Genomic DNA, 18,737 nt, shown 5'->3' on the forward strand with positions numbered 1-18,737 from the left:
CGCCCCTACGGGCCTGATCTGTTAAAAGCTCCGGTGCTCGGCGCGGCAAACGGGATAATCAACTATGCCAAACATCAATTAAATTTTATTAATGCGGTAGACCGATTTTCCGCAAATCTCCAACCCAGCCTACACTTCCGGAACCGCTCCAAACGCCTGCATATGTCCTACATTTATTTCTTCGTGACCTTCGTGTTCTCCGTGGTTTTTATTAGGCCTTTCTCTCCTGATACTGTAGTACCAGACTATACAGCACCGGAAACACCAGAAGACTCAGCATCAGCACGCTCACCATGCCGCCCAGCACCGGCGCGGCAATGCGTTGCGTGACGTCGGCGCCGCTGCCTGTCGCCCACATGATCGGGATCAGGCCGACGATATTGCAGATCGCGGTAATGGACACGGGCCGCACGCGCAAGGCTGTTGCTGTCTCGGCGGCATTCCTGATTTCGGCGGCCGTCAGCGGCGCCTGTTTCAGCCCGCGCAGCCGTTCTATTTCCATGTCTATGAAACTCAGCACCATGATGCCGGTTTCGGCAGCCGTGCCGGCCAGCGCGATAAAGCCGACATAGACGGCAACCGACAGGTTGAAGCCCTGGGCGTAAATCAACCAGATGCCGCCGATCAGTCCGAACGGGATCGTCAGCATGACCAGCAAGGGCTCGACAAAATTGCGGAAGGTGAAATACAGCAGCAGAAAAATCAGCAGCAGCGTGACCGGCACGACAACCTGCAGGCGCTCCGCGGCGCGCTCCATATACTCGAACTGGCCTGACCAGCTCACGGTATAGCCGGCCGGAATCTGCAGATTGTCTGCCAGCGTCTGTTTGGCGCGGTTCACAAAGCCGCCGATATCGGATGTCGTGATATCGACATAGACCCAGGCATTGGGACGCGCGCCTTCGCTTTTAATGACGTCGGTACCGCGCCTGAGCGTCAGATCGGCCACCAGCGCCAGCGGTATCTGGGCGCCTGCAGGCGTCGGCACCAGCACGCGCCGCAAGGCGCCGATATTGTCACGAAAATCGCGCGGATAGCGCACGTTGACCGGATAACGCTCCAACCCTTCCACGGTTTCCGTGATATTCATGCCCCCGATCGCGCTCTGGATCACATCCTGCACATCGCCGACAGTCAGGCCGTAACGGGCCGCCGCCTCGCGGTTGATGTCGAAATCCAGGAAATAGCCGCCGACCACGCGGTCGCCATAGGCCGACAGGGTTTCGGGCAGCGTCTTCATGAGCTGTTCAATTTTCTGGGACAGGGATTGCAGGACATTCAGATCAGGTCCCGACACTTTGATGCCGACCGGCGTTTTGATGCCGGTCGACAGCATGTCGATGCGGTTCTTAATCGGCATGGTCCAGGCATTGGCCATGCCTGGAAACGCGATAGCCTCGTTCATCTCGTCCATCAACTGCCTGGATGTTTTGCCGGGATCGGGCCACTGGTCTTTGGGTTTCAACTGGATCGTCGTCTCGATCATCATCAGCGGCGCCGAGTCGGTGGCCGTCTCGGCGCGCCCTACTTTGCCGAACACGCGTTCGACTTCGGGAAAAGTCTTCAGGATCTTGTCGGTCTGCTGCAGCAACTCACGCGCCTTGGTGATTGAAATGCCCGGGAACGTGGTCGGCATGTACAGGATGTCGCCTTCATCGAGCGGCGGCATGAATTCGCTGCCGATCCGCGACAACGGATACAGCGTCGTCACCATCAACAGCACGACCAGCAGGATCGTCAGGCCGCGCCAGCGCATCGCCAGCCTCAGAATCGGCGCGTGCAGAAAATGCAGAAAACGGTTGGCCGGATTTTTATGCTCGGGAATGATCCGGCCGCGGATGAAATAGCCCATCAGCACCGGCACGAGCGTAACAGTCAATATCGCCGCCGCTGCCATCGCATAGGATTTGGTAAACGCCAGCGGGCTGAACAGCCGCCCTTCCTGGGCTTCCATCGCGAAAATCGGGATGAATGAGACGGTAATGATCAGCAGCGAGAAGAACAGCGCCGGGCCGACCTCGAGCGCGGCGTTGCCGATGGCCTGCCAGCGTTCGCGCGCAGTCAGTTCGCCATGCTTTCTGTGAGCCGCATCGGCCAGATGCTTGTGCGCATTCTCGACCATGACGATGGCGCCGTCAACCATATCGCCTATCGCGATCGCGATGCCGCCCAGCGACATGATATTGGCGTTCAGGCCCTGCCAGCGCATGATGATGAACGCGGCCAGAATCCCGAGCGGCAGGCTGACGATGATGACCAGCGACGAGCGCAGGTGCAACAGAAACAGCGCGATCACGAGGCAGACGATGATCAGCTCCTGGGTCAAAGCTTCATTGAGCGTATCGACGGCGCGTTCTATCAGGCTGCCGCGGTCATAAACACTGACAATCTCGACGCCTTCGGGCAGCCCTTTCTTGAGTTCCTCGAGCTTGGCGCGCACGCCTTCAATAGTCGCCAGCGCATTCTCACCAAATCGCATGATAACGACGCCGGCCGCAACTTCGCCCTCGCCGTTCAATTCCACGAGGCCGCGCCGCAATTCCGGACCAATCTGGATGTGTGCGACATCCTGCAGACGCACAGGCGTGCCGTTGGCATCGACGCCGACCGGGATGGTTTTCAGGTCGGAGATCGATTTGATGTAGCCCAGCCCTCTGACCATATACTCGGTCTCGCCCATTTCCAGCAAACGGCCGCCAACGTCGTTGTTGGAACGCTTGATGGCCGCCACGACGGTCGACAGCGGGATCTGATAAGCCTGCAATACGTTGGGGTCGACTTCGACCTGATACTGCTTGACGAAACCGCCCACAGACGCCACTTCGGCAACACCGGGCACGGTCTGCAGCGGGTAACGCAGATACCAGTCCTGAATCGAGCGCAATTGCGCCAGGTCATGGCGGCCGCTTTTGTCGATCAGCGCGTATTCATAAATCCAGCCGACGCCGGTGGCATCGGGCCCCAGCGTCGGCGTCACGCCCTGCGGCAGCCGCTCCCTGACGTAATTCAGGTATTCCAGCACCCGCGACCGGGCCCAGTAAATATCTGTGCCGTCCTCGAAAATAATATAGACGAACGACAGACCGAAGAAAGAATAGCCGCGCACGACCTTGGCATGCGGCACGGCCAGCATGGCCGTCGTCAGCGGGTACGTGACCTGGTCCTCGACGACCTGCGGCGCCTGGTCGGCATAATCCGTAAACACGATGACCTGAACATCGGACAGATCCGGAATCGCATCGAGCGGCATGTGCCGGTACGACCAGACACCCGCTGTGGCCAGGATCAGGGCCGCTATCAGCACCATGAGACGGTTGCTCAGCGACAGGCTGATGACGCGGCTAATCATGCTGATGCGGTGCCTGTTGTGATGGCTCAGGAGTCATCATCTTGGTCGTCGCTTCGCGCAGATTGGACTCGGAATCGATCATAAACTGCGCCGATGTCACGACTTCCTCGCCTTCCGCCAGGCCCTCACGTATTTCGATGTGACCGTTTGAGGCCAATCCCAGCCTGACCGTGCGCGGCTCAAACCGGCCTTTGCCTTTTACGACAAAAACCCGGTCGCCGGCACTGGAGCGAACCACGGCCTCGGCCGGAACAACCAAGGCTTCCTGCCGCCTGCCGGCCTGAATCGTGACTTCGGCGAACATATCCGGCTTCAGCAGCAGCTCGGCATTGTCAAAGACCAGCCGCACTTTGATCGTGCGCGTTTTAGGCTCGGCATACGGATAGATAAACGCCAGATGCCCCTTGAAAACCTTGCCGGGCACGCCGGCCAGCCGCATTTCGACCGGATCGCCCTCCTTGACCCAGGGCAGCTCGTATTCGTAAATATCGGCGTAAACCCAGATTTTGCTGAGGTCGGCGATCATATACAGTTGCGTCTCAGGCGTGACGTACTGCCCTTCACGCGCGCCGATCTCGATCACGATGCCGGCCGCCGGCGTATGAATGTGCAGGCTTTTCCTGATTTCATACGTATGCGTCAGATCGTGTAGCTGATGTTCCGGCACATCCAGCAATTTCAGGCGTTCGCGCGAACTGTTGACCAGTTCCTCGGCGCCGCGCCGGATCTCTGCTATCGGACTTTGCTTCAATACTTCAAGATTCTTCAAGGCCAGCACGTATTCCTGCTGGCTGGCCACCAGCTGCGGCGAATAGATGCTCAGCAGGTCGGTATTTTTCTTGACCCACTGGCCGGTTTTATCGACCGACATCTTCTCGATCCAGCCTTCCGTTTTCGGATGCAGGCGCACGATACGCTCTTCGTCATAAGTCACGCGCCCTACCGCACGGATTCCCTGAGACAGCGTTTGCCGGCTTGCTTTGGCGGTGCGTACGCCGATGTCCTGCGTCGTCGAGGGGTCAATTTTGACGGTGCCCGGCTTTTCGGCAGCCGCCTCTTCCTCAGCATAGACCGGAACATAATCCATGCCCATGCTGTCCTTGGCCGGCACCGGCGAAGTCACATCCGGATTCATCGGGTTGCGGTAAAACAGCGGCTTTTTAGGCGCTGCCGGCGCGACAGCCGGCTGTTCGTGAACCATTTGCCGGCTCGCCAGCCAGTAGCCGCTGCCGGCGCCCAGCGCCAGCATTAAAATGGCGGTTATGACTGTCTGCTTATTCATAAATCTCATCACTGCCGACGGCTGCACTTAATTGGGCCAATGACTGATTGGCCTCGGTAAAAGCCTTCCAGTATTGGGTTTGGTAATCGAACAGCGTGATCTGGCTGCGCACCAGGTTAAGAAAATCGACTTTGTTGACCTGGTAACCGCTCAGCATGGAAGCGACGGTCTGCTGCGCCTGCGGCACGATGCCGGTTTCAAACAGCACGAACTGCTCCCTGGCGCGCCGGTAATCGCTGTAACTTTGCGAGATCTGCGAACGGACATTGTTCCATTGATCCTGCAGCGCATATTTCTGCTGCATCAGTTCGCTGGTGCGCTGATCGACAGCCTTGGCTTGTTTCTGAGCCGCGAAGATCGGCATATTGACGCGCACCCCCAGACTCAATAAATCCGAGCGCCGGTCGCCGGCCAGGGTGTCATCGCGCGCACCATAGGACGCATCGACCATGAAATCGGGCAGATAATCTTTTTTTGCCAGCTCCAGCCGCGACTGCGCTGCATTGATATCCTGGCGTCCGCCTTCCAGCATGGCTCTCGACGCTTCGGCCTGTGCATAAAGCTTATCTTCCGGCAACACGGCCGGCAGCTGCATCGCAACATCAGCCGGCAGTTTAAGATCGCCGTTGGCCGGTCTGTCCAGCAGCGCATTCAGCTTGGCCGCCGCATTGCGCCGCAAGGCGGCCAGGTTTATTTTCTGGTCGAGCAGCTTGGACAATTCCAGCTGGGCCAACAGAACATCCTGCTGCAAGCCTTCGCCGACTTCGTATTTGGTCCGGGCGATGTCGACGAACTGATGCAGCAGGGACTGGTTGTTATCGACGATGCCGAGAGCGCGGTCCAGATAGAAGATCAGCCACCAGGTGATCTTGACGTCGCTGAGCAGGCGCCGACGCACTTCGGCCGCGTTGTGCGCTGCCGCGGCCGCTTCGTAGGCGGCCGCCTGTTCGCGCAGGGCCAGTTTGCCCGGGAATGGAATCGCCTGCGTAATGCCGACCAGAAGCTGGGTCATGTCCTCCTGCCGGGTATCGAAGTTGTCTACAGGCAGACTCATGGCGCTGAAGCTGAGCTCGGGGTCCGGCAAGGTGCCGGCCTGCGAGGGAATGTCCGCCATCGCCCTGGCGCGGGCCAGCATCTGCGCCAGATCGGGATTATCCCGGACGGCCAGTTCGGCCGCAGCTTCCAGCGTCAGAGCAGCCGGCTCCTGGGCACCGGCCATTCCGCCGATCAACAAGAGCGCGACTAAGGCGATAGGCTTGAATAGGGTGGACGGCATGATATCCTCGCAATAAATCCGTTAGGGCAATGTACTGATTTAACTGAAGTGACGCAAGTCCTCGTAGGCTGGTTTAAAGCTTTAGCGGAAACCCGGCATAAGTGACTTGGAAATGCTGGGTTTAGCAATCCAGCCTGCAATGCTGAAATGGCGCAAGCCCGCCCGGCATCAGCGGCTTCGGAATGAAGAGTTGCCCAATCAGCCCGCCTTTGTCTGGTTCGGCTTCCTGCGCTATTCCGGAACGTTTCGCCGACTCCTGTCATCCAATCTTTGTTGTAAATCGCCTTCATCAAAAAGAATAACAAGGATCCGAATGATTTCGTTCGATAAAGTCATGTTCTTGCTCAGCGATGTGCTGAGCCGGCCGATGCCGGCCTGGGCCATTGCGGCCGCCTTTTTTATCTTGATTGCCGGAATCCTGTTCATTTATAGCCGGCGGCGTTATCGGAGCGTAGCCAAAGCGCCTGCGCCAAGCGGCGAGGCGCCTGCCTGGCACGGCATGAGCGCTGAGCAGGCGCTGCAGGAGCTGGCCTCGGTTCAGACCGAAGGACTCAGCCAGACCGAGGCGGCAGAGCGGCTGAAACATTACGGTCCCAACAAGCTTGCTGAAAAACCGCCCAAACCTGCCTGGTTGCTGCTTTTGTCGCAGTTCAAGAGCTTTCTGATATTGGTATTGATCGCCGCCGCCCTGCTGGCCACGGCCGTCGGCGATATCACGGACGGCGCCGTGATTCTGGTGGTGGTCATCATCAATGCCTTCCTGGGCTTCTATCAGGAATTTCAGGCCGAACAATCACTGGCGGCACTGAAAAAAATGCTGGCACTGCATGCCGAAGTCCGCCGCGAGGGCCGTAACCGGGATCTGCCGGTGGAGCAACTCGTGCCGGGCGATATCGTGATTCTCGACGCCGGCGATAAGATCCCGGCCGATGGCCGCATCATCTCAGCCCACACGCTGGAGGTTGACGAAGCTTCGCTGACCGGCGAATCGATACCGGTTGCCAAGCAAATCCAGCCGCTGCCCGAGCTTTTACCGCTGGCCGAACGCAACAACATGGTCTACATGAACAATGCCGTCACGCGCGGCCGCGCCGAAATGGTCGTGACCGCGACCGGCATGGACACCGAAATCGGCCGGCTGGCGGGACTGCTCGCGCAGGCTGAAGACGGCGAAACGCCGCTGCAAATACAACTGGACGGCCTGGGCAAGCGGCTGGCGCTGATCGCGTTGCTCGTGATTATCGGCCTGTTCGTGAGCGCATTGTGGCGCGGCGAGCCGCTGATAGAAACCGCATTTACGGCCATTGCGCTGGCCGTGGCCGCCATACCGGAAGGGCTGCCGGCCGTTGTCACCGTCACGCTGGCGCTGGGCATGCATCGTCTGGCCCGGCAGCGCGCGATCATCAAGCGCCTTGCGGCCGTCGAAACGCTGGGCTGCACAACCGTGATCTGCACCGACAAAACCGGCACGCTGACCGTCAACCAGATGACTGCACGGTCGGTCTTTTATCAGGGCCGGAATTACTCTATAAGCGGCGAAGGCTATGATCTTGACGGCACGATTTCGGCCGAAGCCGGCCATAACGGGAATCTGTCGAACCTGCTGCTGCCACTGGCGCTGTGCAATAACAGCCATCTGCACGACGGTCAGGTCGTCGGCGATCCGATGGAGGGCGCCCTGCTGGTACTGGCTGCCAAGGGCGGCATCGACAAAAAAGAGGCTCTCGCCCAACTGCCGCGCCTGGTCGAACTGCCTTTCGATGCCGAGCATAGATTCATGGCGACCTTTCATCGCGACGGCGACCATGTCAAGGTGTTTGTTAAAGGCGCTCCTGAAGTCATTCTGAACCGCTGCACTGCGGTACTCGATACCGAAGGCAAACCCGCCCCGCTCCGTAAAGACGAACTGCTGACCGTCAACAAAACCATGGCCGCTACGGGCTTGCGCGTATTGGCCGTAGCCGAAAGAACGCTGCCGGTCGACCAATTTGCTGGGGACCATGACCTGTTCCATTACATGGCGGAGCTGACCTTTGTCGCACTGATCGGCCTGATGGACCCGCCCAGGCCCGAAGCCCGCGATGCGATCGCCCTGTGCCGGCAGGCCGGCATCGAAGTCAAGATGATCACGGGCGACCAGAAAGTGACGGCCAAAGCCATCGCACAAGAACTGGGACTGACAGACGACGTCGTCGAAGGACTGGAACTGGCCGATCTGAACGATGAAGCGCTGGCTGGCCGCATTGAAAAGATCGGCGTTTTCGCGCGCACGGCGCCGGAGCAGAAAGTCCGCATCGTCAAAGCCCTGAAGGCCGCCGGCCATGTCGTCGCCATGACCGGCGACGGCGTCAACGATACGCCGGCCCTGAAAAGCGCCGACATCGGCATCGCCATGGGCGTCACCGGCACCGACGTCGCCAAGGAAGCGGCCACGATGGTGCTGACCGATGACAATTTCGCCACGATCGTCAAAGCGGTCAAGGAAGGGCGCGGCATTTACGACAATATGATCAAATTCGTCCGCTTCCAGCTTTCGACCAATATCGGCGCCATCCTGGCCGTAGCCAGCGCCCCGCTGCTGAATCTGCCGTCTCCGTTTACGGCCGTGCAATTGCTGTGGATCAATATCATCATGGACGGGCCGCCGGCCATGGCGCTCGGCATCGATCCCGTGCGGCCGGGCAGCATGACGGAAGCGCCGCGCGATCCAAACGCGCCCATCCTGTCCTGGCGGCGTCTGGGCAATCTGTTCACTTACGGTCTGACCATGGCGGTCGGCACATTGACCATTCTTTATTACGGCCTGCAAAGCAACCCGGCCGGCTATGCCGCGACACTGGCTTTCACGACGTTTGTGCTGTTTCAGGTGTTCAACGTGTTCAACGCGCGCGCCGAAAGGACCACGACGTTCAACCGGCATTTCTTTGCTAACCGCATACTCTGGCTTGCCCTTTTCGGCGTTGTGCTGCTGCAGGTACTGGCCGTGCATTGGTCCCCGGCTCAGGCTGTTTTCCATACCACGGCGTTGAAACCGGCAGACTGGCTCCTTGCCTTTGCCGTTGCTTCGTCCGTTTTGGTATTTGAGGAATTGCGCAAATTCTTGCAGTTCATAGTCAAATGGCTTAAGACAAAAAAGTAGCCCTTGATTCTGCCCCGACAATAAAAACGAAGGTACTGTATGAAAAAAGTTACCGAAGTTTATGGTCAGTTTATCACCAACCTGGATAGCCGCTTGCTGCGTTATCCGAAAACGCTGATACTGCTGGTCCTGCTGCTCTGCGGATTCAGCCTGTATTATACGGCCAGGCATATGGGCGTCGATGCCGATACGACCGACATACTGTCGAAGGATCTGCAGTTTCAAAAAGATCGGGAACGCTTCATCAAGACCTTTCCGCAGGATGATCAGGCGATCCTGGTCGTTGTCGATGCCAGGACGCCGGAACAGGCCACTCAAGCGCTGGACTATCTCGGGGCGCAGTTCAGCCGTGAAAAACAGATACAATCGGTTTACATCCCCGGATCAGGGGAGTTTTTCGACCGGCATGGCCTGCTCTACCCGGATCTTAAAGAAGTCCAGGATCTGGCCGGCAAAATGACGGAAGCCCAGCCCTTTATCGGCGCGCTCTCCAAGGACAACAGTCTGAAAGAGCTATGGCTCATTCTCGGACAGGCTCTCACCGAGGAAGCGCATGAGCTACCGGTCGACCTGAATCCCATGCTGGATAAAATACGCCTGGCGATCCGGGCCGCGATCGAAGGTAAAACCTATCAGTTGTCCTGGCAGCAAATGATGATGGGCGAAGACAATGATTTGTTGAGCACCCGGCGCTTTGTACTGCTCAAGCCGCACCTGGAATTTAACGAATTGATGCCGGCCGAGAAGCCGCTGGCGGCGGTGCGGGCTATTGCGGATAAAGCCGAGCAAACCTTTCCCGGCGTCCATGTACGGCTGACCGGCGAGGTCGTGCTGGAACATGATGAACTGGCCACGGTGACTTACAGCGCCGAAATGGCCTCGGCGTTTTCGTTCCTGCTGGTCTTTCTGTCTTTACTGATCGGCTTCCGCTCTTTCAAGTTGACACTGGCTACATTAAGCGTCCTGACCATGGGCTTGACGCTGACTTTTGGCTTCGCCACGCTGGCCTTCGGTAATCTGAACCTCATCTCCATATCGTTTGCGGCTTTATATATCGGCATCGGCGATGACTATGCGGTTCAGGTATGCATGCGCTATCGGGAGCTGCTGCGGCAAAACCTGTCCCGGCGGCAAGCGCTGACCGAAGCCGTGCACAGAGTCGCCCCGCCCATCACCCTATGCGCGATCACGGGGGCGACGGGCTTTTTTTCCTTCGTCCCGACCCAATACACCGGCGTTTCCGAACTGGGCGCCATCGCCGGCGCGGGCATTTTTATTTCCCTGTTGATCACACTGACAGTGCTGCCGGCCATGCTGAAGCTGTTCCCGCTGAATTCCGGGCCGGCAGAAAAAAAATCCGATCATCTGTTCCCGGACTGGGTTTACCGCTTTCCAATCGAACATGCGACCCTGGTCAAGTGGACAACGGCCGCCTTGATAGTGGTCGGACTGGGCCTGCTGACTCAGGCCCGGTTCGATATCAATCCGCTCAATCTGCGCGATCCCAAGTCCGAATCCGTCGTTACGTTCCGGGAGTTGCTGAAAACCAAAGATACCTCCCCGATGACCCTGACGGTCATGACGAAAAATAAAGACGAGGCGCTCGCCATGGCAGAGAAACTGAAAAAGCTGGAAACGGTCGAAAACGCGATCACGATATTTGATTATATTCCCGCTGATCAGGAAGCCAAGCTGGCCATCATCGAAGACCTGTCTTTGGTTATGGGACTCCAGCTGACTACCTTCCCGCCGCCCCATCAGGACAGCATTGAGAACAACATGGCGGCGCTCGAAAAGTTCAAGCAGGCCATCGAACAGCATTTGAAGGCAAAACCGGACGGCCAGCTGGCGGCGACCTTGCGCCTGTTGTTCCAGGAAGTGGAGTCGCTGATTGCCGTGCTGAAATCCGAATCCGAACCGGAAAAAAAGGCCACGCTGGCTAAATTGCAGCGCAGCCTGCTGGGCACGCTGCCGCAAACTATGAACACGTTGCTGAAAGGGCTAAACCCGGACCCGGTCACGGTCGATACGCTGCCCCGCGATCTGGCCGAGCGCTGGCTCAGCAAGGATGGCGTTTACAGAATCCAGGTTACGCCCAGCAAGGATCTCAACGATGAAAAAAACCTGAAAGCGTTCATCAAGGAAGTTCGTCAGATAGCGCCTCACGCTACGGACCTGCCGGTCATTTATCTGGAATCGGGCACAGCGATAGTGAAAGCCTTTCAACAGGCGCTGGCCAGCGCGGTGGCGGCCATCATTCTGGTTTTGCTGTTCACGCAGCGCAACGCCAAGGATGCGCTATTGATTCTGCTGCCGCTGGTAACCACGGCCATCCTGACCGGCGTCTCAACGGTAGTCATGGACAATCCGTTCAACTTCGCCAATATCATCGTCATACCGATACTGTTCGGGCTGGGCGTTGATGCCGGCATCAACATCATGAGCCGCATACGCAGCCCCGAGCACGAGGACAGCGTATTAAGAACCGGTACGGCGAGAGGTGTGGTCTTCAGCGAACTGACCACGATGTGCAGCCTGATCAGTATGGCGTTCACGCCGCACCTGGGCCTTGCCAGCATGGGACAGCTGCTGTCTATCGGGCTGCTGCTGAACATTCTCTGCACCCTCATTGTACTGCCGGCGTTTGCTTATAAGACACAGAGTTGAGCGGGTTGACTGATGCTGCGTAAGCGGGGCCGCGGGCTAGGGCGCTCCAGCCGTTGGGTCGGTTACCGATACTTATGCCAGAAATGAAACATGAATCCAATCACTAGCTTATAAGTTCATGGTCTATTATTTTGAGCCAAAACTTCCAAGATTTAACAAGGAAGTTATGCGATAATTAAGAAATAATTAACAAATGCCTTATGGCTTAAAATCAGGAAAGAAACACATGTTTTCATTGCAAACCATCTTCGGCAAAGGCGATAAATTCTATGGCCTGCTCGAAGCCAGTGCAGAATCCGCACGTTTGTCCACCAGGGCGTTAATTGAACTCTTAAGTACGCCCGCCTCGCAGCAATCCTTGGAAAAATTCAAACAGGCCCGCCGCCAGGAAAAGGATTTATTCGGGCAAATCAGCGAAGAATTAGTCAATACGTTTGTGACGGTGCTCGATCGTGAAGACATTGAAGCCCTTAACAGAGCCCTCTATAAAATCCCCAAAGTCGTGGAAAAGTTCGCGGAACGTTACACATTAGCCATTGATCGCATTGGCGATGTGGATTTCACCAGCCGCGCCGCCATGCTGGAACAGGCCTGCGAAGTCCTGGAACAAATGGTCAAACTGTTGCGTGCAGGAATGGATCTGGATCGAACCAAAAAACTGAACGATAAGCTGCAAGCCATTGAAGCCGAAGCTGATCGTCAAATCCTTGAACTGTACCGGGATGTTTACACCAATGAAACCGATCCGATCCGCTATCTGGTAAAAAAGGATTTGTTTCAGATTCTGGAAAAAGCGATCGACCGTTGCCGAGACGCGGGCAATGTCATTTATCACATCGTTCTGAAAAATTCATAAAAGGTTGCTATGCTGACTCTGCTCTTGCTTGTCATCCTGGCAGCGCTTATTTTTGAATTCATCAATGGCTTCCACGACACCGCGAACTCGATTGCCACGGTTGTCGCCACCAAAGTACTGACGCCGACGCAAGCGGTCATTCTCGCCGCAGCCACCAATCTGGTCGGCGCGTTTTCCGGTACGGCAGTGGCGAAAACCATTTCGTCGGGATTGGTCGACACCAGCCTGGTAAACATCACCTCCGAAGTTTTGATCTGCGCGCTGGCCGGCGCGATCATCTGGAACCTGATCACCTGGGCGCTGGGCCTGCCCTCCTCTTCCAGCCATGCCTTGATCGGCGGCCTGTGCGGCGCAGCAGTTGCGGCAGGGCACAATAATTTTGACGTGTTGATCTGGTCGAAAACCGCGGCGGTCTGGACAGAGAACAAAGGCTTGCTCTGGAAAGTAGTGATCCCTATGGTCAGTTCGCCCATCGCCGGTTTTACTTTGGGCGTCATCATCATGGGCGCGCTGATGGCTATCGTCAGCGGCATGAATTCCGTGGGCGGGGTCTTGGCGCGCATGGCGCGTCCGAAATGGATTAACGTCGTCTTTGGGAAAGCCCAGCTTTTATCGGCCGGTTACATGGGATTTGCCCACGGTACCAACGATGCCCAAAAAACCATGGGCATTATCGCCCTGGCAATTTTTGCCGCCAATAGCGCGGGTACGCTCGACCAACTGCCGGCCTGGGCTGAATTCCTGCGGCCGGATGGCGGGGAGAAAGATATCGATGCCTGGGTTGTATTTGCCTGCGCCATAGTCATGGCGTTGGGCACTGCGGTGGGCGGCTGGCGCATTATCAAAACGCTTGGCCATAAAATGGTGAAGTTGCATCCGATCAACGGTTTCGCAGCGGAAACCAGTTCGGCGACAATCCTGCTGACCGCAGCCCACTTTGGCATGCCCGTTTCCACTACCCATAGCATTTCAACCGCAATCATGGGCGTGGGCTTCGCCAAGAATCCGCACGCGCTTAAACTCACCATCATTGAGCGGATTGTCTGGGCCTGGGTTCTGACAATCCCGGCGGCAGGCGGTTTGTCCTGGGGCATGGTGAGTTTGTTGTCTCTGCTGCATTAACGGAAAATCGGATTCCTATATGCTCGCGGGACGGGGGATCCCGTCCCGCGAGGCAATTAAAATTTTATCCCCCAGCTCAAACACGCCCTGACTGCTTTGGCTACCGGTTAAATTTAATTGCAACCCGTCACTGAACAGGAACAAGGTGCCCAACGAGAAGACCGATCAAAGAGGTACGTGCCGCACTATTTTGTTGAAAGACTCGGATGACGGGAACATCTCCAGGCTCGAAATAGAATGTTACCGGTAAAGAAATATTCGTTCCCGGGCCTGTTCTAATGAGGAAAAGCGTTTCGTCTGCACCTTCCAAAACGGGCGAACTCGTCGCATCCAACTGGGCAGAAACGTAGGTAATGACTAATCGTTGCCCGGCAGGCACTGCAGGAAAAGTCAATCGGCACTGTGGCGCACAGGTTGATGAATCTCCGATACTCGCCTGGTGCTGGTACGGACGCACACCGACACCCGTTACATCCCGAACCTGCACGGGGTTCGTCACTCCATTGGTAATAATTGCCTCCGTAGGCGCAGCCAGAGCGCTTTCCCATGTCAGACCAAGAATATAGAACACGACGGCACTTAACACGACACGCGCATTTTTTGAACATACCGGTAAAATTTTCATAGGGGAAAACTCCTGATAATCAACCGCCTATGCCGGATTTCCGCTTAAAAATATGGTAGACTGGTTTTATCAACCCAGCCTGCCTATGCTTTAAGTCATTACAACGCTGAGTTTTATAAACTTGCTAATTTCCTTCAAGAACTTACACATCGCTTCAAGCAATTGTTCTTTACGAGCTGGCGGCGCTTTGTTGAACCCATCTCAACCTGACTAAATATACCCCCAACTAATTATTTTTCGCCAAGTTAAGTTCTATTACCTTCGCAACCATTATTCATTTTTTATGCTTGATTTCTATTCGTACCATTACTGTCTAACTTAGCAGGTATTGGCCCGGTTATTCGAAATTTCCAAGAAGCCCAGTAGATAAAGGTACGCATCGCGTACCTTTTCGGATTTAATTCAAGGGAAAAATTTGAAAAGGTACGCGGTGCGTACCCTACAAACTAAAGCTCCAGCCCAGCCCACACATGCTGAACCTTAATAAATAAAAAAATAGCTGTTGTCTGCCATTCAAAATTGATGCTAGACGATTTTCAAAGTTATCCCGAAACTGTTCTTTACGCATGTTAAGCTTGTTATCCAGTTTAAAATAATCTGATTTTCAGCCCATATTCAACATTAAATAAAGAAAAAAGGATGTGACATTTATGATAAAAGCCAAGCTCTGTACTATTGCCTGGATCGTGCTGGGATTTACCCCTTCAGCTTATGCCCAGGCTGAACAGTGTAGCGATGCTGTCATCAATACTGTTGGAAAACACTTTGACATCAGTAATTTCTCATATCTAAAAGACAGTACGTCTCCGAATATAGAGAATGGTGGAGTTATTATCGCCGGCGCATGCAAAGTTTCGCCTATCGACAAATCCATCACTATTGCAGCCTTCGCTTACGATGAAGACATCGAAGATAAAAAGCCGTTAGATGAAGATATCGAAGGTGAAAAGCCGTTAGTGGTGGCGCTGGTCGATACTCAAAAAGGCCAGGTTGTCAGTGCCTATACGGATTCAATCAATGAAGATGCTACGATGCGCGTCGCTGATTACAGCTTGTCGATAGATACCGCCCGTTATGTACTTGCACCAGGTGTTAGAGCTTTTGGCATTAATATAGTGAGTGGGAGCCACCCGCATTATTGTACAAATGGTGATGAGGGGGGTAATCGCACGCTGTTTGTTCAAGATGGCAAAACGCTCAAACCCATTCTTGAAAGACTGACCATGTCCTATTGGACCTACCTCAAAGGAGGTGATTCAAGGTGCATGAGTGACACAGATCCAGCGATAGCTCTGGACCCAATAATCGAAAGTTTCAATCTGAACATAGGTATTGGCAAAGCCACTACCAACGGTTATGCCAATCTATTGATCACAGCAATCAGTTCCTATGACAATGAAGCGGAATCTAAACGCCGTCCTTTCCATTATGAGCTGCATTATAACGGCGAAACATACCCCACGGATGAGATGCTTAATGCGCTTTATGCTTGGCAAAAATAACGGTTTTATCTGAACCGGTAGCCCAGTAGGGTACGCACCGCGTACCTTTTCGGATTTAATTCAAGGGAAAAACTTGAAAAGGTACGCGGTGCGTACCCTACAAACTGGCAAGTTCTGGCTCAACTATGTCATTCGCGATAGATCGAATTCCCCCAGAAACGCGACGAATATTTTTTGACGGCAACGATGGCATCGCTCATTTACTCGCCATCCTAATCAACAGCCAGCCGATAACCAACGCCAACCTCAGTCAGCAAGTAGCGGGGCCTGGCCGGATTGATTTCCAGCTTGTGGCGCAGTTGGCCCATGTAAATCCGAAGATAATGTTGATCATTGATATGCTCGCTGCCCCATACTTCCTTGAGCAGTTCATGATGCTTGACGACCAGCCCGGCATGACGAATCAGGATGCTTAATAGCCGAAATTCGATCGGGGTAACGCGCACTTCATTGCCGGAAATGAAGACTTTGCGATTCACCAGATCGACTTTCAATTCGCCGGTTTCAAAGACCTCGCTGCTGACGGTCCGTTTGGCTCGGCGCAGCAAGGCCTGTAAACGCGCATGCAGTTCACCGGTGCCGAACGGTTTGGTCAGATAGTCGTCCGCGCCGGCATCCAGCGCCAGAATCTTGTTTTGCTCCTGGCTGCGGGCCGACAATATCAGCACCGGCAAATCAGACACTTGCCGCAGCTTTTTCATGACCGAAATGCCATCCATGTCAGGCAGGCCCAAATCCAGAATCATCAAATCGGGATTGTCGCTATGGACCAGAGCCAGCCCGGTCTTGCCATTATCGGCTTCAAGGATGCGCCAGCCTCTATGCATGAGGCTGCTTTTTAGAAAGCGCCGGGTTTGCGGATCGTCTTCGATCAACAAAATCAATGGCGGAATTTCGCTCATGCTGTAGCGCTCTCGGCCTTATCCCAGTTTAACGACGGCGGTTCACGCATCGGCAAATCGATCATGAATGCCGCGCCTTTGCCAGCCAGATTGGTCGCCTTTATGGCGCCGCCATGGGCTTCGACGATGGCCCGGCATAATGCCAGCCCCAATCCGACGCCGCTGGTCTGAGTTTCAGTCTCATGCCGGTAGAATTTATCGAACAATTTTTCCTCCATGCCTTTCGGTATGCCGTCGCCGTAATCGGATACAGTCAGCCGCACCGTGGCCGGCAACAGCTCGGCGCTTATATCGATAGGACTGCCCGGCGGCGTGTATTTGATGGCGTTTTCGATCAAATTGACCAGTACCTGTTCCAGCAGTACGGCATCTATCCACACCAGCGGCAGGCTGCCAGGCAACTGTGTGCGTACCGGCCTGCCCTGCAAGTTTTTATCCAGGCGGGTCAATGCGCCGCCGACAATCTCTTCAACCGCGTTCCAATCCTGATGCAGAATGATTTCGCCGCTGCTCAACCTCGCCATATTGAGAATCTTGCTGGTCAGATCCGACATGCGCTGAGCTTCCTCCAGAATGACCTTACCCAAATCCTGCTTTTCTTCCTCCGAACACTCGCTGCCGCTTTCTATCAGCGTGCTTGCGGCGCCGCTGATACGGGTCAAAGGCGTACGCAAGTCATGCGATATGGCGCTTAGCAATGCATTGCGTAAGGATTCGGTTTCAGCTTGCAATGTGGCGTCTTTGGCCTGCCCTGCCAAATACAACCGTTCCAGGGTCTGAGTAATCAGGCTGCAGAATGTGTCGAAAAATGCGCTGAGCTGCGGGTCGGAATCGATCGAGCTTGCCTTAAAACTTATGGCCAGAACCGCCAATACGGTTTGTGATCGCATTAATGGGTAATAAAACGGAGCGCAGCCATTACGCCGCTGCTGAACCTTAGCGAGCTTAAATGCCCGCTGCGCATCAGCCAAATCGGTAGCGCGCAGCGAAAAAGGAAGCGGTTCGGCCTCAGGGTAAACCAGACGGCCTTGTTCATCAGCAAACAACAACACGGACATTGCGCCGAATTGATCGTGAATATGCTGCACGGCAACGACGGCAACATTTTCCTGATTGCCGGTTTCCGCTAACGCCTGGCTTAACCGGTACAAGGCTTTGGTGCGACTCTCCCGCTGCCGGGCCAGTTCGGCTTGCAGGCGTGCTTTATCCTGCAAATTGCTGGTCAGGTTGGCAACGACTATCATCACCCCCAAGCCGACGATGTTCTCAAGGTCGGAGATCGCGAGCGAAAAAATCGGCCTGGCAAAATAAAAAGCAAATAAAGGCGCACTTAACAGCGAAGCCAAAATAGACGCGCCGCGGCCGAAATGGTTTGCCACGAGAAACACGCCCAGTAGATAGATCATCAGAATGCTGGCTTCACCCAGAATATTCTGTAATGGCCAGTTGATTAGCGTACAGACAAACGGCGCAGCCATGCCCCAAGCATAACCTCGCAATTCACGGCCGCGCGGCAGTTTGCGGAGAAATGTCGGACGTTTTTTTAGCGTTGACGGATTTTGCATGGCTTTACTGTTCAAAACTTAAAGGCATTTCATTTAAGATCGCTCGGATGAACAATGCCTTTTTCTTTAAAGTTCAATACGAATGCCCAATTCGATGACTAGCCCGACTGGAATTTTAAAAAACTCTATCGCGCTGGATGAGTTATGAAATAAAAAGCTGAACAGCGGCCGGCGCCATCGCGGCATCGGGCTTTTACGCCGGAAAGAAACCCGCTCGCTGCCGATGAAAAACGAAGTCTGTTCGGGATCGATGGCCAAGCCGTGCTGCCTGCATAATTCCAGAGCGCGGCGCACGTCGGGCGTTTGCTGAAAGCCGAAATAAAGCTTTACGCGATGGTAATTATGGTTTTGCCCGAAAGTCCGGATTTTGACGCGATGCGCTTCGTCCACGTACGGTTCTTCCTTGGTCACGACCGTCAGCACCATGACTTGCTCGTGCAAGACATGATTGT

11 protein-coding genes and 1 pseudogene are annotated in these 18,737 nt (G+C 55.1%); 5 read left to right on the forward strand and 7 right to left on the reverse strand.

The features are described 5' to 3' along the window. Positions 1-211 precede the first annotated feature (211 nt). From IT781_RS19290 to IT781_RS19300, 3 genes are read right to left on the reverse strand one after another with little or no spacing between them, the layout of a single operon-like run. Positions 212-3,349, reverse strand: coding sequence for an efflux RND transporter permease subunit (locus IT781_RS19290; RefSeq protein WP_194971811.1), 3,138 nt, complete (start codon positions 3,347-3,349; stop codon positions 212-214). Then, positions 3,342-4,631 carry an efflux RND transporter periplasmic adaptor subunit gene (locus IT781_RS19295; RefSeq protein WP_194971812.1) on the reverse strand — a complete coding sequence of 430 codons (1,290 nt, stop codon included), beginning with the start codon at positions 4,629-4,631 and terminating at the stop codon, positions 3,342-3,344. The genes IT781_RS19290 and IT781_RS19295 overlap by 8 nt, the downstream gene beginning before the upstream one ends. Further along, positions 4,624-5,907, reverse strand: a complete 1,284-nt coding sequence (locus tag IT781_RS19300; RefSeq protein ID WP_194971813.1) for a TolC family protein — start codon at positions 5,905-5,907, stop codon at positions 4,624-4,626. Before IT781_RS19300 ends, IT781_RS19295 begins: the two co-directional genes overlap by 8 nt. A 112-nt stretch (positions 5,908-6,019) precedes the next feature. Here IT781_RS19300 and IT781_RS19305 point away from each other — a divergent pair, with 112 nt between their 5' ends. The 4 genes from IT781_RS19305 (at position 6,020) to IT781_RS19320 (ending at position 13,691) form a co-directional block, all read left to right on the forward strand. After that, entirely contained in the window at positions 6,020-9,046 is a 3,027-nt protein-coding gene (locus IT781_RS19305; RefSeq protein WP_228779284.1) for a calcium-translocating P-type ATPase, PMCA-type, read from the forward strand. Positions 9,047-9,085: 39 nt separating this feature from the next. Next, the gene (locus IT781_RS19310) at positions 9,086-11,713 is read left to right on the forward strand and encodes an MMPL family transporter (protein ID WP_194971814.1); all 2,628 of its coding nucleotides are present in this window, start codon (positions 9,086-9,088) and stop codon (positions 11,711-11,713) included. Positions 11,714-11,939: 226 nt separating this feature from the next. After that, a complete protein-coding gene (locus tag IT781_RS19315) occupies positions 11,940-12,569 on the forward strand; it encodes a DUF47 domain-containing protein (protein ID WP_194971815.1) in 630 nt (209 codons plus the stop codon). A gap of 9 nt (positions 12,570-12,578) precedes the next feature. Then, positions 12,579-13,691, forward strand: a complete 1,113-nt coding sequence (locus IT781_RS19320; protein WP_194971816.1) for an inorganic phosphate transporter — start codon at positions 12,579-12,581, stop codon at positions 13,689-13,691. Positions 13,692-13,818: 127 nt separating this feature from the next. On the opposite strand, the gene IT781_RS19325 is transcribed toward IT781_RS19320, so the two are convergent. Continuing rightward, entirely contained in the window at positions 13,819-14,316 is a 498-nt protein-coding gene (locus tag IT781_RS19325) for a hypothetical protein (RefSeq protein WP_194971817.1), read from the reverse strand. Between the two features lie 650 nt (positions 14,317-14,966). On the opposite strand from IT781_RS19325, the gene IT781_RS19330 reads away from it, so the two are divergent. After that, a complete protein-coding gene (locus IT781_RS19330) occupies positions 14,967-15,818 on the forward strand; it encodes a hypothetical protein (RefSeq protein ID WP_194971818.1) in 852 nt (283 codons plus the stop codon). Between the two features lie 212 nt (positions 15,819-16,030). Here the strand turns inward: IT781_RS19330 and IT781_RS19335 are convergent, their stop codons facing one another. From IT781_RS19335 to trkD, 3 genes and pseudogenes are all read right to left on the reverse strand, one after another. Next, complete coding sequence (locus tag IT781_RS19335; protein ID WP_194971819.1) at positions 16,031-16,720, reverse strand: response regulator; 690 nt, start codon at positions 16,718-16,720, stop codon at positions 16,031-16,033. Beyond that, a complete protein-coding gene (locus tag IT781_RS19340; RefSeq protein ID WP_194971820.1) occupies positions 16,717-18,285 on the reverse strand; it encodes a DUF4118 domain-containing protein in 1,569 nt (522 codons plus the stop codon). Before IT781_RS19340 ends, IT781_RS19335 begins: the two co-directional genes overlap by 4 nt. Before the next feature lie 66 nt (positions 18,286-18,351). After that, positions 18,352-18,737 (reverse strand): annotated as a pseudogene (trkD, locus tag IT781_RS19345) (potassium transporter Kup); the annotation flags it as partial.

The organism is Methylobacter sp. BlB1, from assembly GCF_015476545.1.
In the GTDB taxonomy this organism is placed as follows: domain Bacteria; phylum Pseudomonadota; class Gammaproteobacteria; order Methylococcales; family Methylomonadaceae; genus Methylobacter.